Consider the following 20249-nt stretch of genomic DNA (forward strand, 5'->3'; position numbering starts at 1 on the left):
AATTTCATATGCGTCGCAATTTTATCAATCTTAAAATCGGAGCCATTCTGTTCCTGATTTTGATTTTTTATATTGGTTTGTTTTTTATTTCGAGCTTGGTCTCAGAACGCCAAAGCTATCAACAACAAGTCATTCATGACATCGCTAACGAACAAATTCGTCCACAACAAATCGTTGCACCTTATTTAAAACTGCCCTACCAAGTGCAAACCACCTGCACCGATGAGCAGAAGAAGAGTTATCCCTGTATACAAACCCTCTTTGTCGCTATCGGGGCTGAAACGACCGACTGGAATGCACAATTTAAGGTTTCGGACAGCACTTATAAGCGCAATAACTATAAAGCAATCAGCTATCAGAACTCGATGTCAGGCAAAGGTACATTCAAGGCCATCGATAACGAAGCAAAACGTGATTATCGATGGGAACAGGCTGAAATTATTTTCCCAATCCAAGATGCGCGTGGGCTGAATGCCAAACCGATCTTCAATATTGATGGTAAGGCCTATAAGTTCGACTTTTCTGAGCAAAGCCAAGGGCAACGTGGTTTTGATCTGATGCATCTGACAGCAAAACAATATCCTGAATTGGTACAAAAATTTCAGCAAGGGTTTAAGTTTGGCTTAGAATTTGAACTTGAAGGACTCAGTGAATTCAGTTTTATTCCCACCAGTTATGAAATGACCTATCAGGCCAAAGGCAACTGGGGCGATGTAAAATACGATAGGCAAAGTCTTCCGTTCAAAAAATCCAGTGAAAAACATCAATTCCAAGCGGACTGGAAAAATATCGCACTGGGTAAACGCAATTTAGAAAATGTGTCATTGTGCGAAAATAGCCAGTGCTTTTATCAGGTCCTAAACTCACAAAATGCACCCGCAGAAGCCGCTTATGATAGCCGTACTCCCTCCAATATTTCAGGCATTTCGGCTCAATTCCTAGAGCCTGTCAATATCTATACCCAAACCGATCGTGCCATTAAATACGGCGTGATGGTGATCATCATTACCTTTGGTTGCTTCTTCCTGTTTGAAGTTTTAAAACAACTTAAAATCCATCCTGTGCAATATGCCTTGGTTGCGATGGCACAAGGTGTGTTCTTCGTGCTGCTACTTTCAATCAGTGAATATTATGCTTTTGCGTTGGCTTATCTGGTTGCGGCCAGTGCCTGCGTTGGACTGATTACATGGTACTTATACTTCGTGGTCAAAGGGATTAAACCGGCGCTGTTATTCGGGATTTTATTGGGTGTACTCTACGGCATGATGTATCTCTTGCTGCAATCCAGCGGTAAAACCTTCTTATTCGGTTCGATCCTTTCCTTCATCTTGATTGCCTGCGTCATGTTCATCACCCGTCATGTCAATTGGTATCAATCCGAACCACAAAGCCAATAAACACATATATGGGCGAAGCAATGTATTCGCCCCTTTTGATTGTATGGATGAGGAATAAAACCATGTACCAAACGACTTATTTAGCGTTAAAGCAACTCAAACAGCTATGCCCTTTACATAGCTCGATTGCAAGCTGTCTGAATCAATTAAGACAGGCCAAAATTCAGTTTTTAAATCTGGGAAATATCATTATCTGCCCACAACAACGCTGCATTCTATTTTTCCAACAGCGCAACTTAATGGAAATAGAAACTTTTTTAGCCTGATTTATAGAAAATTACATTGCTGTCGAATTGCATCAAGTACAATTGCGACTCTACTTTTTCGATTAGGGAATCACTATGTCTGTGCAACGCCTTCATGTCACATCACGTTATTGCGAAGTTGCCATTGCGGGAAATCTCGTTCATTTAGCAGGCCAATTGGCGGATGATACCAGCGTTGATGTAACAGCACAGACACAGCAGACACTAGACAATATTGACCGTCTATTGGCAGAAGCAGGCACAGATAAAACCCATATTTTATCAGTCATTATCTTTTTAAAAGACATTGAAAAAGATTATGCAGCCATGAATGCAGTCTGGGATGCATGGATTGCTGAAGGCCATCCTCCAGCACGTACCTGTGTCGAATCTAGGCTCTATACACCAGATGTACTGGTTGAAATGACCGTAACTGCGGTTCTGCCTTAATAAGATTTTACCGCGAAATCATTATATTTCATCATGCGATCTGCTTTAGGCATCGACATTGAACTCGTTGCTGAAGCTGCTACTGGTGCAGCTTCAAACAGATCTGGAACTAAATCTTCTCGGAGTTCTTGTTCAGTTGGAATGCTGCTATAACGTAGCACACGATAGCCTGCCAATTCGAGTAAGCTGTCTTGATAATGCTTTTGATGTAAGCGATTGACATAGGATTCGTCTGCAATCTCAATCACTGCAAGCACTTGATGTTGTTGATCTAAAACGACAAAATCCGCAACCAAACCTTGATACTTAAGACGCGTATGCGCAAATTTAGTGGTCAGCAAGGCATCAAAAGACACATGCGCCAACACGGTATGACGTGGTAAAACGGCTTGTAAACGCATCAAGGTAATTTGCTCTGCAATATTCAAGATACCGCGACGCTTTAACGGACTGTCCTGACGCCTATTTTGTTGTAGGCGGCGAAGTGCAAGCGCTGTGATTAACAGCAACCCAACTATTGTTATAAAATAATACATTTCTAACTAATCCCTTTAGATTTTTTATAATCATTTTGGCTTTAAGCCAATTTTTTTAATCAATAACAGTGATAGCAAAATCATTTTGCAGTGCAAACTTAAGTTTTTTAATCGTGTTTTCCTAGACGACCAAAGTCGTAACCACCCTCTGCTCTTTATTTATAATCATTCGTCATTCAAGATTCAAGTCGTTATTGTCAGTTTATGTTTCTACTCCCCCGAGTTTTACGGTGAATTTGTGACCACTCGTCATTTAAATAAAAAAGCATGGGATTTCCCATGCCTTTTTATGGATCTCGAATTAACGATGTCCTTTGGCTTTTGGTTTTGCTTTCCCTGAGAACGGTCTTTTCTCACCGGTTTCGCGTGGGGGTAAACCATTGTGTTGGGTCAAAACCTGCCCTTTTTGCGGACGCTGTTGACCTGACTGTGAACGAGACTGTCCTTGACCACGTTTTGCGGAATCCCCTGCCACAGATGAATTCTTCTTACGTGCCGATTTATATTCACCTTCAGCAGTCCCTTGTGGCTGATAAGTTGGAATCAAATGCTGCTTTGAGTTTCCAATTAAATCTACACGCCCCATCTCTTTCAAGGCTTCACGCAATAAAGGCCAGTTGTTTGGATCATGATAGCGTAAGAATGCCTTATGCAAACGACGACGCTTTTCACCTTTCACGATATCGACATTTTCAGTATAACGTGCCACTTTAGACAATGGATTTTTGCCTGAATAATACATTGTGGTTGCAGTTGCCATTGGCGATGGATAGAAGGTCTGTACCTGATCGGCACGGAAACCATTTTTCTTCAACCAAATCGCCAAATTCATCATGTCGTAATCAGTGGTACCTGGATGCGCAGCAATAAAGTATGGAATTAAATACTGTTCCTTACCTGCTTCCTTACTGAAACGCTCAAACATTTGCTTAAAGCGATCATACGTCCCAATTCCTGGTTTCATCATCTTGGATAATGGACCATTTTCAGTATGCTCAGGCGCAATTTTTAGATAACCACCAACATGGTGCTGAACCAATTCTTTCACATATTCAGGGTTTAAGACCGCAAGATCGTAACGTAGACCTGAACCAATCAGAATTTTCTTCACGCCTTTGATTTCACGGGCTTTACGATAAAGCTGAACCAAGGGGGCATGATCGGTATGTAGGTTTTGACACACACCTGGATAGACACAAGATGGTTTACGGCAATTCTTTTCAATTTCAGGATCGTTACAGTGCAAACGGTACATGTTTGCCGTTGGTCCACCTAAATCCGAAATAATGCCTGTGAAATTAGGTGCAGTATCACGGATTTTTTCAATTTCACGTAAAATTGAATCTTCAGAACGGTTTTGAATAATACGGCCTTCATGTTCAGTGATCGAACAGAAAGTACAACCACCAAAACAACCGCGCATGATATTGACCGAGAATTTGATCATATCAAAGGCTGGGAAACGTGCATTCGCATATGACGGATGCGGTAAACGTGCATATGGTAAATCAAATACATAGTCCATTTCCTCCGTGGTCAGAGGAATTGGTGGCGGGTTGATCCAAACATCACGTTCACCATGACGCTGTACCAAAGCACGTGCATTACCGGGATTGGTTTCCAGATGCAAAATACGGTTGGCATGGGCATAAAGTACCTGATCATCCGCAACTTCTTCAAAAGAAGGCAAACGAATCACTGCCAATTCACGTGGCGGTAATTTATGTTTAATCGCTTTTGATGGCGCAGGCTTTAACTGCACAATTTGGGTATCTGGATCGAGCTGATCGCCCTCACGTACGATTGGATTGGCAACCACTTCTTTTTGGAAGTTTTGATACTGAGCCAATGAGTTGCCTTTTTCTTTTTCAACTTCACAGCCATCAATATCTTCAGTCATGACATAGGGGTTGATAATTGGATCAACACGTCCAATGGTATCAATGTCATTACTGGCAATTTCAACGAATTTCGCTTTCGATGCTTTATTGTGCTTATTAATAATAAATGCAGTACCACGAACATCCGTAATTTCGTGGATTTTCTCACCCTTGGCTAAACGATGCATCACATCGATAATGGCACGCTCACCATTGCCATACATCAATAAATCAGCTTTAGAGTCCATCAAAATAGAACGGCGGACTTTATCTGACCAATAGTCATAATGTGCGATACGACGTAAACTGCCTTCAATACCACCAAGTAAGACTGGAACGTCAGGAAAGGCTTCACGGCAACGCTGACAGTAAACTGTTGCTGCACGATCTGGACGCTTATTTGCTTCATTATTTGGCGAATAGGCATCATCAGAACGGATTTTACGATCTGCCGTATAACGGTTGATCATCGAATCCATATTCCCTGCGGTCACACCCCATGCTATTGTCGGTTTACCGAGAACACGAAAGCTCTCTACATTGGTCCAATCAGGTTGTGCAATGATTCCGACACGGAAGCCTTGTGCTTCAAGTACACGCCCAATCACACCTGATACAAAAGATGGATGGTCAATATAAGCATCGCCACAAACTAAAATAAAGTCACATGCATCCCAGCCGAGTAGATCCATTTCTTCTCGTGACATCGGCAAAAATGGTGCGGGTTCAAAACACGACGCCCAATATTTGTCGTAATCAAACAACGCTTTAGGCGCAGTCTGCATGGTATAGGCAGTAGACATAGCTTGCGAATCTCGGCTAGCAGATGAAGGAGAGACATTTATCGGGGTTGCTGGTATTTTAACCCCTAAAATGAAAGCCGATCATTTTAACATGAATTTCATTCATTTTTATAGCTCAAAAAACAAACAATAGTGTTTCCCCAAAAAGTATTTGTAACTTATTGAGGAAACAGCGTCATAAGATGATGATAATTATTCTTTTTCGTTCAAGAAACCTTCTTTAATTTCAGAAGGTAAATTTTGATGCCACCATATATAAATAGAAGCTTTAATTTCTTCATCTTCATCAGGATCATTAAAAGGTTCATCATCTTCACGGATAAGCTCATCGCCATTAAATTTGAACCAAAACTCCCAAGGATCATCATCACCACAGCCCCAAGCTTGTGCATGAATATCAGGTAATACTCTTTTTAAGAATAATAAAATATTTTCAATGTTTTCATCACCATTTGAGCCATGGGTAAAATCTAGCACAGCAAACCCATCAACATAGTGCAGTGCCTCTGGTGTAAGATCATGTTCAATCGAATCGATCAAATCAACCAGCTCTTGAGTAATCTCATCTGCTTGCGGATTAATTAGTAAAGCTGTCTGAATGAACTTTTCTTCATCTCCATGATGTGTGGTAAATAAAACTTCTAATTGCCCCATGATTGTTGAATCAGGATGTTTATAATAAACGCGACTATGTAATTCCATATTATTTTCCCCAATTTTAATATTATCTCTACACCCAAATAGATGCTTATTTAAGTTACTAAATCTTCAGAACTTTTATCAAGTTTATGCGACTTTATTTGTCGTTTTATTTTCATTCTTCATTAAGTGTATCGCGAGCACAAAACCGATCACTAAGACCACAGCGACACTCAAATTAATTCCACCCCATCCAAAACGCTCCCAGACCAACCCGCCACTACTGCCAAGTAAACTTGAGCCGATGTAATAGCAGAATAAATAGAGTGAAGACGCGACTGCTCGATACTGAACAGCTTGAACAGAAACCCAACTGCTGGCCGTCGAATGTGCCGCAAAAAATGAAAATGTGAAAATTATGAGACCCAGTAAGATGGTCCAAAGCGATGGAATCAAGGTAATCAATAGACCGATAATCATCATCACCAGTAACACAGGGAGTACTTTATCGCGTCCATACTTAAAGCCCCATTGTGCGGCTTTGGGTGAGCTATAAATTCCTGCCAGATAGGCAATCGAAATCAGACCAATCCATGTTTGCGATAGATGAAACGGGGCTTCTAATAAGTGATAACTGATATAGTTAAAGACCGTAACCAGACAGCCCATCAGAATAAAACCTTGGGCAAATAAAATGCGTAGTTTAGGATCTTTTAAATTTTGCTCAAACGCGGCTTTAAAACGTGAAAATCGGAATGGAAATGGTTTGAAATGCTGTGATTTGGGTAATAACAGATAGAATAAGCAGGCAATCACAAAATTCAGAAAACCAATAATATAGGTTGCCGATTGCCAAGAAATAAAATCGACCAACACCCCTGCAATCAGACGTCCACCCATACCGCCAATCGCTGTACCTGAGATATACAGCCCCATGGCAAAACCGATATCCTGCTGCGCAATCTCCTCTCCGATATAAGTCATTGCCACAGCGGCAACCCCACTGACCGCCAGACCAATCAAAACACGGGTACTTAGAAAGATTTCCCAGATTGGAAAAGAAGCACTAATCAACAATAAAATCGAGACCAAGAATAAGGCAAATACCATAATTGGCTTACGCCCAAAACGATCAGAAATAAAGCCCGTGAACAGCAGACCGATGGCCAATGCAATGGTGGAAAAAGACAGTGGAAAACTACTGTGGGTCGGAGTGACATGAAAGAATTCTGCAAAAATCGGCATCATTGGCTGTACACAATACAACGAGGAAAACGATGCAAAACCAGCAAAGAACAATGACCATAAAATCGCCGTAAACGATTTTGAACCATACTCGATATGGGTTGGGCGTAGCACTGATTCAGACATGAGGACTCCTTATGCCCGATCAGTATACGCCTTCGACCGAAATGCGGAATGATCATTTCGGCCATTTTTATCAAATGTTTAAAATAATGCTTTAGGCAAACGGATCTGAATGATCTCATTATCATCGGCAAGTTTGGCATTTCTACCCGATGAACCTGGGAAATTATTGTCATTCAATACCGTCAAAGTCGTGTCATTTTCAATAATCACATCTTCAATGGTTTCAAATGGGAAGGCAAACACCTTGCCTATACCAATATCTCCTTCACGTGCTGTGCCATACAACCCATTAGGGTTGGCAATCGTCATTAAATCGACCAAGTCTTCGCGTGCCACCACCTGCTTCGGTTCATTGAATTTGATCCGAATCAGTTTCTTATGTCCACCGAGATTATTTTGACTCACATCGCGTTCAATAATGATGCCCTCTTTGTCATTAAATAGCTGGAAGTCACCAATATTGGTGGCTTTACTGTCCAGTACGAACCAATAATAAACACCCGTATAGGCTTTCTTCTGCAGATCAAATTGAGAGATCAGCAGTCTACCTGTCGAGTCATTCAGCAATGGTTTTTCCAGTAGCGGATACAGGTATTTTCCATCTGGTGAAATCGCCATGCCTTCAAAACCACTACTGCGCCCCACCAATGGCTCAACATAATTGATATTGGCTTTATTCAGCTGGTTTTGCGGTGAGCGCAATTCTTGACTCGGATTAAATGGATTAGGCAAAGCAATTGGTGCATCGAGTAACACCCCATCTGCTGAAAAATGTAGTAAGAATGGGCCAAATTCATCACCAATCCAATAGGTACCATCTGGCGCACGTTGCATTGATTCAGGGTCAAAGTCTGCCCCTGTCAATAAACGTTCTGCCGTACTGCCATTCACAATCTCAAAAGGAATTCGTTTATTCGGATCACGTAATTGAATAAAGCTTTGTACAGAGACCTGCCCCGAACCTTTGCTCTTGGTTTTAAAGTCGGCTTTGATTTTATAAATACGTAATAAAAAATCTGCTGAATTCTCCTGCGTGCCAAAACCATTATCGGCCATGGCCATATAACTGCCATCCTCATTTTTTAAGGCAGCAGAAAAGCCCTGTACGGGTTGTCCTTTAAAAGGTGGATAGATACCATTGGCCCCACTCACCGCTTTACCTGAATCTGGTCCAGCGGCATAGGTTGCGACAGGAAGCTTGGCGAATGAGATCAGCGTGGGTTCTGTGACTTTGTCTGTCGATGTATTCTGATCTTGATTATTGTCATCATTATTACAGGCCGTTAAACCCAAAGTGCTACAGCAGAATAAGGCCAATAAAGTTTTCTTGTTCATGGTTTTATACATTTGGTAAAAAATTAGGCAAATTAAAACAAGTTTTTATGACGCTTTTACTGCAATAAAATGAAGTCTTTATGGCGAAAACATGACAATGTAACACAATACTTTATCTTAGCAATCAGACCCACTGCCATCGAGTCCATCTTACTCAAATTTGGTCGGCTGATACTCACCGGCAATCGCCGCTTTTAAAAAGTTTTGAAAGGTTGGACATTGCATATGATTTTCTGCAGGGCACACCGCCGCATGTCTCAGCCCTTGACTGATAAAATGCAAACGCCGGGTCATCTGCTCTAGTTGTTCTGCTTTCTGATTGAGCATGGCTCGATCCAATTCAGGCTGACCATTTTGCCCAAACATATGCGCCATTTCATTGAGGGAAAAACCTGCCGCCCGCCCCAAAGCAATCAATGCCAATTGATCCAAGACCTGCTTGCCATATTGACGACGTAAGCCATGACGACCTATTGATTTGATTAAGCCTTTTTCTTCATAAAAGCGTAAGGTTGAGGTACTCACATTGGCCCGTTTAGCCACATCACCAATATCCATAAATCCCCCTTGACTTCAAGTTGACTTGAACTTGCATACTCTCTTTATCGCGTTTTATGCAAAAAAGATCAAGGTGAAAAAAATGAAAACTGCGGAACTGTTATTTCAAATCCTCTGCTTAGGTGTAGGGGCCACAATGATGATGGATATGTGGCTATTGCTGTTAAAAAGACTCAACCTCCCAAGCTTAAATTTTGCCTTACTGGGTCGTTGGGTGAGCTGGATGTTTCGGGGCAAGTTCATCCATGCATCGATTGCACAAAGTCCTGCCATTCGACAGGAATATGTATTGGGTTGGCTAGCACATTACAGTGTCGGCATCCTCTTTGCCTTCAGCTTTGTCCTGATTGTAGGAGATGTATGGTTACGACACCCTCAATTCAGCGCTGCTTTTATTTTCGGGGTGATTACGGTGCTCATTCCTTTTTTCATCATGCAACCAGCCATGGGCGCAGGTATTGCCTCAACGAAAACAGCACAACCTTTGTACAACTGCCTACGAAGTCTGATTAACCACGCTATTTTCGGCTGCGGTTTATATCTCAGCGCTCAATTGCTTGCACTGTTTCACTGAGGAGTCCAAGCATGAAATCCCTTGCCATTGTTTATCATAGTCGCCAGGGGCATACCCAATTTATTGCCCAACAGATTCAACTCGGTGCCGCACAAGTTGGACAGATTAAAATTGATTTATTCACCGCTGAGCAGTTAATGTCGCAACCTGAATTACTCTGTCACTATGATGGACTGATTTGGGGTTCACCGACCTATTTGGGTGGTGTGTCAGGTACATTGAAACAGTTGATGGACGCCACTGGCCCATTATGGAAGACACAAGCATTTAGAGGAAAGTTAGCCGCTGGATTTACCGTTTCCTCACTACCCGCAGGCGATAAGCAATCTACCCTGATTTCACTTTTCACCTTTGCAATGCAACACGGTATGATATGGGTGGGCAATCCTATTTTACCTGAGCAACATGAAGGTGTTTCGTATACGCATGCCGCCAATCGTCTCGGGTCATGGTCTGGCCTTATGGCACAAGCTGAACATGCCAGTGCGGCAAATGCTTTTGATTTTGGTGATATCAAAACCGCTCAGTTATTTGGACAAAATTTTGCATTGAGCTTAAGTGCATATCAAGGAGTGATGAATACGTGAAAGCAGCAAGTCTTTTATTTCCATTGATTTTATCCTGCATGATGTCTTTTCTAATCTCGGGCATCACCACATTAAAGGCAGTCGGTTTTATTGATCATTTCTTTGCCATGTGGATGTCTGCATGGATCGTGGCGTGGATGTTTGCCTTTCCTAGCGTATTGGTCTGCGCGCCAATTGCACAAAGGTTGGTCGGCTGGATTCTAAAGAAACGCTAATTTGCACTTTGTAAGTAAAAGCCTACAGTGACTGTGGTGATTGGCGAATATCCCTGATGAGATCAATTCGCTAATATATCAAGCATAGAGAGACAGGATGTCTCATTCAGAACAACAAGAAACACAGGATGTGGTCGTTGACAGGAGTTGGCGGCAAGAAACCAAATATGAGAAAGCCTCGACAGGATGTCGGGGCTTTTTTATTCAGCTTAATATCTAAAACTAAACGATTTACCTCTATAGATTGCATTGACTGTCATCGACTTGCTCCCTACCATCCGCATGTTTTATAAATGACGGTCAAATTTTTCCACGATGATAATTCACAAAAAATTTTCTTTTTCCCGCTTCCAAATCTCTTTTGCCAAATTAACGATCATTCTTTTCAGTACGTACCTCACTGTTGCTTGTACCAGCACTAAAGGACCGAGTATTAACCACTCGCAAAAACTTGCCTCAGGCATTCAAAGTGCTTTTTCAGTTTCGCCAACGACTGCGAATCGTGTTGCTCCCATCATTCTGCAAACAGCCGAGCGTCATAATATTTCACCCCATTTATTGGCTGCACTGATCCGTCAAGAATCTAGCTATAGAACTCGCGCACGCTCTTCAGCAGATGCCGTCGGTTTAACCCAAGTACGCCCAAAATTCTGGCAACAGTACTGCCCTGGTGATTTATATGATGAACACGTCAACATCAATTGTGGTGCCTATATTCTGGCAAACTACTATCAATCCACAGGTGATTGGTCCAAAGCCCTCGGCTATTACAATGTTGGCCCCACAGGTTACAGAAGAAGTCCCTATATGCGTCAGCAAGCTGAACGTTATGCCAGCTCGGTCAAACGCCATGAACAAAGCTTAAAAGAAGCGCTATAAAGTCCTATCGTAAGCAAAAACCTACAACAACTGCGGTGATTGCCGAATATACCGAATAACAGAATTGCCTTAATCTATTCATTACAGAGAGACAGGATGTCTCATTCACAATAACAAGAAACACAGGATGTGGTTGTTGACAGGAGTTGGCGGCAAGAAACCAAATATGAGAAAGCCTCGACAGGATGTCGGGGCTTTTTTATGACTCACTCAAGTCCAATCATTACCGTAAAATAACTACTATTGACTCACCTAAACTGAGTGCATACCATCCTTATACTTCTGTTTGGTATCGGGTTCTGGTTTTGCACATCACATCAACTTCTTCTGATCAACATATGGCTTTTAAACCGTTTGCCGCAATCATTTTAAAGATCAGCCTTGTTGTGCTTGCAATCAGTTTATCTGCATGTAGCAGTTTAAGCGGGTCCTTTGCCAATCGCTCGAATCAGCTTTCCTCAGGTTTGCAAAATGCGTATTCGGTTTCTCCGTCTACGGCCAATCGCTTATCGCCGATGATCATTCAAAGTGCTGAACGTTATGATGTATCTCCGACTTTACTTGCTGCCCTGATCCGGCAAGAGTCTAATTACAACAGTTCAGCCCGTTCGCCAACGGGTGCAATCGGTTTAACCCAGATTATTTCCAGCCATTGGCGTCAGGCTTGTCCGGGCAATCTCTATGATGAGAATGTCAATATTAACTGTGGTGCGCATGTGCTCTCGACCTACTATCGATCTGCTGGCAGTTGGTCTAAAGCGGTAGCTTATTACAATGTTGGACCAACAGGCTACGAACGCAGTTTCTGGACACGGCATAAAGCCAAGAAATATGCTCGCTCGGTCAAACGCCACGAAAAAACCTTAAAGAAAGCACTTTAAAATCAATAAAAAAACCATGCCTCAAGCATGGTTTTTTTATTGGCTGAATCACGAAATTACGCTTCGTCAAACAAACCTTCAAATAAGACTGAAGATAAATAACGCTCACCGCTATCCGGTAAGATTACCACAATGGTTTTGCCTGCATTTTCAGGACGTTCAGCAATTTGCGCTGCTGCCGCTAATGCTGCACCACTTGAAATACCGACTAAAATGCCTTCTTGGGTTGCACACTTTCTTGCCCACTCAATTGCATCTGTGCTATTCACGGGTAAAACTTCATCAACCAAGTCTAGATCTAAGTTTTTAGGAATAAAGTTCGCACCAATCCCCTGAATTTTATGTGGTGCTGGTGTGATGCTTTCACCACGTTTGGTTTGCGTGATGATTGGTGATTCAGCAGGTTCAACTGCAACTGAATACAATGGTTTATTTTGAACTTGCTCAAAATAACGTGAAATACCCGTAATAGTACCACCAGTTCCTACACCAGCAACTAAGATATCCACTTGACCATTGGTTGCCTGCCAAATTTCAGGGCCAGTGGTGTCTGTATGAATTTGTGGATTAGCTGGATTCTCAAATTGTTGTGGTAAGAAGTATTGTTCTGGATTTTCAGTGGCCAAACGAACTGCTTCATCTACCGCACCTTTCATGCCTTTAGCTGGATCAGTCAGAACCAGATCCGCACCTAAAGCTTTCAGTACTTTTCTACGCTCTAAGCTCATACTTGCAGGCATGGTTAAGGTAATTGGATAACCTTTTGCTGCCGCAACGAATGCCAAAGCGATGCCTGTATTGCCACTGGTTGGCTCAACAATCTGCATACCTGTTTTAAGTACACCACGTTTTTCCGCATCTGCAATCAACGCTGCACCAATACGGCATTTCACTGAGAATGCTGGATTACGGCTTTCTACTTTTGCCAGTACCGTTGCACCTGTTTTGATGAGACGATTGATCCGAACTAAAGGCGTGTTACCAATCGCTTCGGCATTATTTGAATAGACTGCGATACCGAGGTTGGCAGGTGTTGGAAATTGCTGATCGGTTGACATGTTATTTCCTTATTAGATTTGGAATGATTCTCAGTCATTATAGGCTTATCAGCTAAGGAGGAAAGTAGAAAACATATAAATTATAAAAAAGAAATATTTTTCAAAAAGTTAAATAGGAAAATCTTAACTACTGCTCCAAAATTTGCGTTATTCTCTTTTGATAATTATTGAGAAAATCCTTTGTTACCCGAAAATGTTCCGTTTCTTCATAGCTTACTTGTTTGATACCTGATTCCGAAAACTGGTAAATTTTTGCATTTGGAAACGCCAGAAGAATAGGTGAATGGGTTGCAATAATAAATTGGGATTGTGCCTGACATAAACGATCTAACACCGATAACGTGGTCATCAGCATGGTTGGAGATAAAGCAGCTTCCGGTTCATCCAAAAGATATAAGCCTTGTCCTTTTAACTTCATGGTTAATAACTTTAAAAACCCCTCTCCATGAGAGCGTGCGTGTATGTCTCCACCGTAACCTGTCAGATAATCCAGTTCTTTCATATAAGTCGCCACGTTATAAAAACTTTCAGCGCGCAAAAAATAATAATCCTGAGGCTTTTTATAACTTTTTATTGTGCGTAGGGATTGATACAAAACCGAGCTGGTGGCCGCCGTATTCAGTTGAACATTGCGTGTCCCTCCTTCTTCCGAAAAACCTAATGCCAGTGCCAACGCTTCGAGAATCGTGGACTTTCCCGAACCATTTTCCCCAACAAAAAATGTAACGTCAGGATGAAATTCAATATTTTCCAAATCACTGACTGCTGGAATAACATAGGGATAACTGGCCCAGTCTAAACTTTCTGGTGATTTCAGCTTTACAGATCTGATATAGGGTCTTTCTTGCATAATGCCATTAAAAATCTCTTTTCTATAGCATGCTGGATTTTGAGTAACAATAACAGACTCATTCGGATCTTAACGTCTTGGTTTGACGCTTTTCTTATTTATAAAAATTTTACCCAATAAAAAACACCCCCAACGGTTAGGTTGGGGGTGTTTCTAATTTAAAAGCTGGCGATGACTTACTCTCACATGGCAAGTGCCACACTACCATCAGCGCTAAGAGGTTTCACTTCTGAGTTCGGGAAGGGATCAGGTGGTTCACTCTTGCTATTGTCGCCAGCAAACTGTTTTGGTTTTGGGTGGTCTTACGTTTTTTGCCACTTAGTACCGAAAGAGTTATTAACGGATTAGTTTAATCGAGTCGTATTGTAACTAGTTTTGACACTAAATCAAGTTATGTATTGAATTTATCTTGAATACAACAACTGTTTGGGTGTTGTATAGTCAAGCCTCACGAGCAATTAGTATTGGTCAGCTTCACACGTCACCGTGCTTCCACACCCAACCTATCAACGTCCTAGTCTCGAACGGCTCTTTAGAGGAATAAATTCCTAGGGAAATCTTATCTTGAGGTAGGCTTCCCGCTTAGATGCTTTCAGCGGTTATCCCTTCCGAACATAGCTACCCGGCGATGCGACTGGCGTCACAACCGGTACACCAGAGGTTCGTCCACTCTGGTCCTCTCGTACTAGGAGCAGATCCTCTCAAATTTCCAGCGCCCACGGTAGATAGGGACCGAACTGTCTCACGACGTTCTAAACCCAGCTCGCGTACCTCTTTAAATGGCGAACAGCCATACCCTTGGGACCTGCTTCAGCCCCAGGATGAGATGAGCCGACATCGAGGTGCCAAACACCGCCGTCGATATGAACTCTTGGGCGGTATCAGCCTGTTATCCCCAGAGTACCTTTTATCCGTTGAGCGATGGCCCTTCCATACAGAACCACCGGATCACTAAGACCTACTTTCGTACCTGCTCGACTTGTGGGTCTCGCAGTTAAGCGCGCTTTTGCCTTTATACTCTACGCGTGATTTCCGACCACGCTGAGCGCACCTTCGTACTCCTCCGTTACTCTTTAGGAGGAGACCGCCCCAGTCAAACTACCCACCAGACATGGTCCTCGCCCCGGATTACGGGGCAGAGTTAGAACCTCAACATTACCAGGGTGGTATTTCAAGGACGGCTCCATACAAACTAGCGTTCGTACTTCAAAGCCTCCCACCTATCCTACACAAGTAAGGTCAAAGTTCAATGTCAAGCTGCAGTAAAGGTTCACGGGGTCTTTCCGTCTAGCCGCGGGTACACTGCATCTTCACAGCGATTTCGATTTCACTGAGCCTCTGCTGGAGACAGCGCCGCCATCATTATGCCATTCGTGCAGGTCGGAACTTACCCGACAAGGAATTTCGCTACCTTAGGACCGTTATAGTTACGGCCGCCGTTTACTGGGGCTTCGATCAAGAGCTTCGCTTACGCTAACCCCATCAATTAACCTTCCAGCACCGGGCAGGCATCACACCCTATACGTCCACTTTCGTGTTTGCAGAGTGCTATGTTTTTAATAAACAGTTGCAGCGGCCTGGTTTCTGTGGCTGCCAATAGCTCAGGGAGCAAGTCCCATCACCGTCAGCAGCGTACCTTCTCCCGAAGTTACGGTACCATTTTGCCTAGTTCCTTCAGCAGAGTTCTCTCAAGCGCTTTGGTCTACTCGACCTGACCACCTGTGTCGGTTTCGGGTACGATTCCTGTGTAACTGAAGCTTAGAGACTTTTCCTGGAAGCATGGTATCAGCCACTTCACTGTACAAGTACAGCTTGCTATCAGTTCTCAGCATAGAGTACCCCGGATTTGCCTAAGATACATGCCTACAACCTTCCACCTGGACAACCAACGCCAGGCTGACTTAACCTTCTCCGTCCTCTCATCGCATTACACAGAAGTATTGGAATATTAACCAATTTCCCATCGACTACGCCTCTCGGCCTCGCCTTAGGGGTCGACTCACCCAGCCCCGATTAACGTTGGACTGGAACCCTTGGTCTTTCAGCGAACGGGTTTTTCACCCGTTTTGTCGTTACTCACGTCAGCATTCGCACTTCTGATACCTCCAGCATACTTCTCAATACACCTTCATCGGCTTACAGAACGCTCCCCTACCACTTGACTTAAAGTCAAATCCGCAGCTTCGGCACATAGTTTTAGCCCCGTTACATCTTCCGCGCAGGCCGACTCGACTAGTGAGCTATTACGCTTTCTTTAAAGGGTGGCTGCTTCTAAGCCAACCTCCTAGCTGTCTATGCCTTCCCACATCGTTTCCCACTTAACTATGATTTTGGGGCCTTAGCTGGCGGTCTGGATTGTTTTCCTCTTGACTACGGACGTTAGCACCCGCAGTCTGTCTCCCGGATAGTACTCATTGGTATTCGGAGTTTGCATCGGTTTGGTAAGTCGGGATGACCCCCTAGCCGAAACAGTGCTCTACCCCCAATGGTATTCGTCCGAGGCGCTACCTAAATAGCTTTCGGGGAGAACCAGCTATCACCAGGCTTGATTAGCCTTTCACCCCTATCCACAAGTCATCCCCTGGCTTTTCAACGACAGTGGGTTCGGTCCTCCAGTTAGTGTTACCCAACCTTCAACCTGCTCATGGATAGATCGCCTGGTTTCGGGTCTATACCCAGCAACTAAACGCCCTATTAAGACTCGATTTCTCTACGGCTCCCCTATGCGGTTAACCTTGCTACTGAATATAAGTCGCTGACCCATTATACAAAAGGTACGCAGTCACCGAACAAGTCGGCTCCCACTGCTTGTATGCATGCGGTTTCAGGATCTATTTCACTCCCCTCACAGGGGTTCTTTTCGCCTTTCCCTCACGGTACTGGTTCACTATCGGTCAGTCAGGAGTATTTAGCCTTGGAGGATGGTCCCCCCATATTCAGACAAGGTTTCACGTGCCTCGCCCTACTCGTCATCATTATGTGTGCCCTTTCGTGTACGGGAATATCACCCTCTACGTTCGCACTTCCCAGAGCGTTCCACTAGAACACACATAACTTAATGGGCTGATCCCCGTTCGCTCGCCGCTACTAAGGGAATCTCAATTGATTTCTTTTCCTAAGGGTACTGAGATGTTTCACTTCCCCTCGTTCGCTTCATAAGCCTATGTATTCAGCTTATGATACCCGCCTTATAGCGGGTGGGTTCCCCCATTCAGAAATCTCCGGATCAAAGGATATTTGCCGCCTCCCCGGAGCTTTTCGCAGGCTATCACGTCTTTCATCGCCTCTGACTGCCAAGGCATCCACCACATGCACTTAATTACTTGACTATACAACCCCAAACAGTCGTTACACCTACAAGTGGGTGTAGCAACAGAATCAATGTAAACATTAATTCATACAGCTTGTTGTTTCGTGAACTTAATCACCGTACAGCTTCAATCTAAATTCATATACCAAAACGCTTGATTCAGTGTTTTTGCTAGTTCTCATTTCATTCAACTTAAACATCGAAATGTTTAAATCAAAGAATGAGTGAACAATTTATTTCAGACTCAATTCTACTAATCTGTTAATGATTAACTACCACCTCGTCGGTGCGTAGTAAACTGTGATAAATCACAGAGATTAATAAACCAGTCAACTTGGACTGTATTCACTAAACTCTATAATCTTCTTAGCTTAAATTCTCGGTCAAAGCGTTGCTTTGTTTTTCCTCGAATTTGGTGGAGACTAGGAGAGTCGAACTCCTGACCTCCTGCGTGCAAAGCAGGCGCTCTACCAACTAAGCTAAGTCCCCAGCTTATCACTTAATGAACGACATATCTTTCAATCCAAGCTACTGCAATCAGATTTGGTGGGTCTGACAAGACTTGAACTTGTGACCCCACGCTTATCAAGCGTGTGCTCTAACCAACTGAGCTACAGACCCTCAGATACATCTTCGAAGAACAACTTGTTGTGGATTCTTACCAGTCACCAATCTTTCGTTAAGGAGGTGATCCAGCCGCAGGTTCCCCTACGGCTACCTTGTTACGACTTCACCCCAGTCATCGGCCACACCGTGGTAAGCGTCCTCCTTACGGTTAGACTACCTACTTCTGGTGCAACAAACTCCCATGGTGTGACGGGCGGTGTGTACAAGGCCCGGGAACGTATTCACCGCGGCATTCTGATCCGCGATTACTAGCGATTCCGACTTCATGGAGTCGAGTTGCAGACTCCAATCCGGACTACGATCGGCTTTTTGAGATTAGCATCCTATCGCTAGGTAGCAACCCTTTGTACCGACCATTGTAGCACGTGTGTAGCCCTGGTCGTAAGGGCCATGATGACTTGACGTCGTCCCCGCCTTCCTCCAGTTTGTCACTGGCAGTATCCTTAAAGTTCCCGGCTTAACCCGCTGGCAAATAAGGAAAAGGGTTGCGCTCGTTGCGGGACTTAACCCAACATCTCACGACACGAGCTGACGACAGCCATGCAGCACCTGTATGTAAGTTCCCGAAGGCACCAATCCATCTCTGGAAAGTTCTTACTATGTCAAGACCAGGTAAGGTTCTTCGCGTTGCATCGAATTAAACCACATGCTCCACCGCTTGTGCGGGCCCCCGTCAATTCATTTGAGTTTTAGTCTTGCGACCGTACTCCCCAGGCGGTCTACTTATCGCGTTAGCTGCGCCACTAAAGCCTCAAAGGCCCCAACGGCTAGTAGACATCGTTTACGGCATGGACTACCAGGGTATCTAATCCTGTTTGCTCCCCATGCTTTCGTACCTCAGCGTCAGTATTAGGCCAGATGGCTGCCTTCGCCATCGGTATTCCTCCAGATCTCTACGCATTTCACCGCTACACCTGGAATTCTACCATCCTCTCCCATACTCTAGCTTCCCAGTATCGAATGCAATTCCCAAGTTAAGCTCGGGGATTTCACATCCGACTTAAAAAGCCGCCTACGCACGCTTTACGCCCAGTAAATCCGATTAACGCTCGCACCCTCTGTATTACCGCGGCTGCTGGCACAGAGTTAGCCGGTGCTTATTCTGCGAGTAACGTCCACTATCCTAGAGTATTAATCCAGGTAGCCTCCTCCTCGCTTAAAGTGCTTTACAACCAAAAGGCCTTCTTCACACACGCGGCATGGCTGGATCAGGCTTCCGCCCATTGTCCAATATTCCCCACTGCTGCCTCCCGTAGGAGTCTGGGCCGTGTCTCAGTCCCAGTGTGGCGGATCATCCTCTCAGACCCGCTACAGATCGTCGCCTTGGTAGGCCTTTACCCCACCAACTAGCTAATCCGACTTAGGCTCATCATTTAGCGCAAGGTCCGAAGATCCCCTGCTTTCTCCCGTAGGACGTATGCGGTATTAGCATTCCTTTCGGAATGTTGTCCCCCACTAAATGGCAGATTCCTAAGCATTACTCACCCGTCCGCCGCTAAGTGATAGTGCAAGCACCATCACTCCGCTCGACTTGCATGTGTTAAGCCTGCCGCCAGCGTTCAATCTGAGCCATGATCAAACTCTTCAGTTTAAAATCATTAGTAGCTTATGGCTACAAATCTTGGCTCATCAATTTTCTGACTAAAAATTCGCTCAAATAAACTTCGAGAAATTTCTACTCTTCAATCAATGAAATATTTTCGATTGATTAACTAGTAAAAATCCACACAAGTTGTTCTTCTATTCTCTTAATGATCTTCTCGATGATTCGTCATCATCAAGCTAGGTCGGCTATATTACTCTCAATTTCTTAAAAGTCAACAGGTAATTTAGATATTTAGCAAACTTATCAATCAACCCAAGAATCCAACCTTTCCAGCCAAATCCTTGTTTCTCAACAAGTTTTTATCTGCATCACCGCCGATGGATGTGCATTCTACAGCATTTCAGACCCGTTGCAAGCACTTTTAAAAATTAAATTATTCGGTTGTTTTATTTTTAAACTTTAACGCATCTAATTTACTGATTTATATAATTTAAAATTTATTAATTAT

The 20249-nt window shown here is 43.5% G+C and carries 16 protein-coding genes, 2 tRNA genes and 3 rRNA genes; 8 read left to right on the forward strand and 13 right to left on the reverse strand.

Annotated features, from left to right (window positions below; genetic code table 11):
• The first annotated feature begins 8 nt into the window (after positions 1–8).
• The 3 genes from creD (at position 9) to F993_RS04050 (ending at position 2092) form a co-directional block, all read left to right on the forward strand.
• Positions 9–1397, forward strand: a complete 1389-nt coding sequence (creD, locus tag F993_RS04060; protein ID WP_004656422.1) for a cell envelope integrity protein CreD — start codon at positions 9–11, stop codon at positions 1395–1397.
• A gap of 62 nt (positions 1398–1459) precedes the next feature.
• Positions 1460–1663: a hypothetical protein gene (locus F993_RS04055; RefSeq protein ID WP_004656424.1), complete on the forward strand. Its 204-nt coding sequence runs from the start codon at positions 1460–1462 to the stop codon at positions 1661–1663.
• 75 nt (positions 1664–1738) lie between these two features.
• Positions 1739–2092 carry a RidA family protein gene (locus F993_RS04050; protein ID WP_004656427.1) on the forward strand — a complete coding sequence of 118 codons (354 nt, stop codon included), beginning with the start codon at positions 1739–1741 and terminating at the stop codon, positions 2090–2092.
• Here F993_RS04050 and F993_RS04045 read toward each other — a convergent pair.
• The 6 genes from F993_RS04045 to F993_RS04020 form a co-directional block, all read right to left on the reverse strand.
• The gene (locus F993_RS04045; RefSeq protein ID WP_004656429.1) at positions 2089–2628 is read right to left on the reverse strand and encodes a DUF2726 domain-containing protein; all 540 of its coding nucleotides are present in this window, start codon (positions 2626–2628) and stop codon (positions 2089–2091) included. The two genes, F993_RS04050 and F993_RS04045, sit on opposite strands and share 4 nt — an antisense overlap.
• A gap of 301 nt (positions 2629–2929) precedes the next feature.
• Positions 2930–5311 carry a YgiQ family radical SAM protein gene (locus F993_RS04040; RefSeq protein ID WP_004656431.1) on the reverse strand — a complete coding sequence of 794 codons (2382 nt, stop codon included), beginning with the start codon at positions 5309–5311 and terminating at the stop codon, positions 2930–2932.
• Between the two features lie 192 nt (positions 5312–5503).
• Complete coding sequence (locus tag F993_RS04035; RefSeq protein ID WP_004656434.1) at positions 5504–6013, reverse strand: hypothetical protein; 510 nt, start codon at positions 6011–6013, stop codon at positions 5504–5506.
• 84 nt (positions 6014–6097) lie between these two features.
• Positions 6098–7321, reverse strand: coding sequence for an MFS transporter (locus F993_RS04030; RefSeq protein WP_004656436.1), 1224 nt, complete (start codon positions 7319–7321; stop codon positions 6098–6100).
• A 78-nt stretch (positions 7322–7399) separates the two neighbouring features.
• On the reverse strand, positions 7400–8656 hold the full coding sequence (locus tag F993_RS04025) for an esterase-like activity of phytase family protein (RefSeq protein WP_171066014.1): 1257 nt from the start codon (positions 8654–8656) through the stop codon (positions 7400–7402).
• A 150-nt stretch (positions 8657–8806) separates the two neighbouring features.
• Positions 8807–9214: a helix-turn-helix domain-containing protein gene (locus F993_RS04020; protein WP_004656440.1), complete on the reverse strand. Its 408-nt coding sequence runs from the start codon at positions 9212–9214 to the stop codon at positions 8807–8809.
• Between the two features lie 82 nt (positions 9215–9296).
• On the opposite strand from F993_RS04020, the gene F993_RS04015 reads away from it, so the two are divergent.
• From F993_RS04015 to F993_RS03995, 5 genes are all read left to right on the forward strand, one after another.
• On the forward strand, positions 9297–9788 hold the full coding sequence (locus F993_RS04015) for a DUF2938 family protein (RefSeq protein ID WP_004656441.1): 492 nt from the start codon (positions 9297–9299) through the stop codon (positions 9786–9788).
• Positions 9789–9799: 11 nt separating this feature from the next.
• Positions 9800–10375: a flavodoxin family protein gene (locus tag F993_RS04010; protein ID WP_004656443.1), complete on the forward strand. Its 576-nt coding sequence runs from the start codon at positions 9800–9802 to the stop codon at positions 10373–10375.
• Positions 10372–10590, forward strand: coding sequence for a DUF2798 domain-containing protein (locus F993_RS04005; RefSeq protein WP_004656444.1), 219 nt, complete (start codon positions 10372–10374; stop codon positions 10588–10590). The genes F993_RS04010 and F993_RS04005 overlap by 4 nt, the downstream gene beginning before the upstream one ends.
• A 315-nt stretch (positions 10591–10905) precedes the next feature.
• Positions 10906–11469 carry a lytic transglycosylase domain-containing protein gene (locus F993_RS04000; protein ID WP_004656447.1) on the forward strand — a complete coding sequence of 188 codons (564 nt, stop codon included), beginning with the start codon at positions 10906–10908 and terminating at the stop codon, positions 11467–11469.
• A gap of 338 nt (positions 11470–11807) precedes the next feature.
• The gene (locus F993_RS03995; RefSeq protein WP_004656449.1) at positions 11808–12350 is read left to right on the forward strand and encodes a lytic transglycosylase domain-containing protein; all 543 of its coding nucleotides are present in this window, start codon (positions 11808–11810) and stop codon (positions 12348–12350) included.
• Positions 12351–12406: 56 nt separating this feature from the next.
• On the opposite strand, the gene cysK is transcribed toward F993_RS03995, so the two are convergent.
• From cysK to F993_RS03960, 7 genes are all read right to left on the reverse strand, one after another.
• Positions 12407–13408 carry a cysteine synthase A gene (cysK, locus tag F993_RS03990; RefSeq protein WP_004656450.1) on the reverse strand — a complete coding sequence of 334 codons (1002 nt, stop codon included), beginning with the start codon at positions 13406–13408 and terminating at the stop codon, positions 12407–12409.
• Between the two features lie 127 nt (positions 13409–13535).
• Positions 13536–14258, reverse strand: a complete 723-nt coding sequence (locus F993_RS03985) for an AAA family ATPase (protein WP_004656452.1) — start codon at positions 14256–14258, stop codon at positions 13536–13538.
• A 163-nt stretch (positions 14259–14421) separates the two neighbouring features.
• Positions 14422–14536 (reverse strand): 5S ribosomal RNA (rrf, locus tag F993_RS03980).
• A 159-nt stretch (positions 14537–14695) separates the two neighbouring features.
• Positions 14696–17587 (reverse strand): 23S ribosomal RNA (locus tag F993_RS03975).
• 394 nt (positions 17588–17981) lie between these two features.
• Positions 17982–18057: transfer RNA gene (locus F993_RS03970), tRNA-Ala, on the reverse strand.
• 55 nt (positions 18058–18112) lie between these two features.
• A tRNA-Ile gene (locus tag F993_RS03965) sits at positions 18113–18189 on the reverse strand.
• 59 nt (positions 18190–18248) lie between these two features.
• Positions 18249–19786 (reverse strand): 16S ribosomal RNA (locus F993_RS03960).
• Together the 16S, 23S and 5S rRNA genes with 2 tRNA genes alongside form the textbook arrangement of a ribosomal RNA operon.
• Positions 19787–20249 lie beyond the last annotated feature (463 nt).

Source organism: Acinetobacter proteolyticus (genome assembly GCF_000367945.1).
GTDB lineage: Bacteria > Pseudomonadota > Gammaproteobacteria > Pseudomonadales > Moraxellaceae > Acinetobacter > Acinetobacter proteolyticus.

What these genes read in the sequence shown, in the direction of transcription:
- F993_RS04050 (WP_004656427.1), top strand. Translation starts at nt 1,739, where the DNA reads ATGTCTGTGCAACGCCTTCATGTCACATCACGTTATTGCGAAGTTGCC.
- F993_RS04015 (WP_004656441.1), top strand. Translation starts at nt 9,297, where the DNA reads ATGAAAACTGCGGAACTGTTATTTCAAATCCTCTGCTTAGGTGTAGGG.
- F993_RS04010 (WP_004656443.1), top strand. Translation starts at nt 9,800, where the DNA reads ATGAAATCCCTTGCCATTGTTTATCATAGTCGCCAGGGGCATACCCAA.
- F993_RS04035 (WP_004656434.1), bottom strand. Translation starts at nt 6,013, where the DNA reads ATGGAATTACATAGTCGCGTTTATTATAAACATCCTGATTCAACAATC.
- F993_RS03985 (WP_004656452.1), bottom strand. Translation starts at nt 14,258, where the DNA reads ATGCAAGAAAGACCCTATATCAGATCTGTAAAGCTGAAATCACCAGAA.
- F993_RS03995 (WP_004656449.1), top strand. Translation starts at nt 11,808, where the DNA reads ATGGCTTTTAAACCGTTTGCCGCAATCATTTTAAAGATCAGCCTTGTT.
- F993_RS04055 (WP_004656424.1), top strand. Translation starts at nt 1,460, where the DNA reads ATGTACCAAACGACTTATTTAGCGTTAAAGCAACTCAAACAGCTATGC.
- F993_RS04040 (WP_004656431.1), bottom strand. Translation starts at nt 5,311, where the DNA reads ATGTCTACTGCCTATACCATGCAGACTGCGCCTAAAGCGTTGTTTGAT.
- creD (WP_004656422.1), top strand. Translation starts at nt 9, where the DNA reads ATGCGTCGCAATTTTATCAATCTTAAAATCGGAGCCATTCTGTTCCTG.
- cysK (WP_004656450.1), bottom strand. Translation starts at nt 13,408, where the DNA reads ATGTCAACCGATCAGCAATTTCCAACACCTGCCAACCTCGGTATCGCA.
- F993_RS04030 (WP_004656436.1), bottom strand. Translation starts at nt 7,321, where the DNA reads ATGTCTGAATCAGTGCTACGCCCAACCCATATCGAGTATGGTTCAAAA.
- F993_RS04020 (WP_004656440.1), bottom strand. Translation starts at nt 9,214, where the DNA reads ATGGATATTGGTGATGTGGCTAAACGGGCCAATGTGAGTACCTCAACC.
- F993_RS04045 (WP_004656429.1), bottom strand. Translation starts at nt 2,628, where the DNA reads ATGTATTATTTTATAACAATAGTTGGGTTGCTGTTAATCACAGCGCTT.
- F993_RS04000 (WP_004656447.1), top strand. Translation starts at nt 10,906, where the DNA reads ATGATAATTCACAAAAAATTTTCTTTTTCCCGCTTCCAAATCTCTTTT.
- F993_RS04025 (WP_171066014.1), bottom strand. Translation starts at nt 8,656, where the DNA reads ATGAACAAGAAAACTTTATTGGCCTTATTCTGCTGTAGCACTTTGGGT.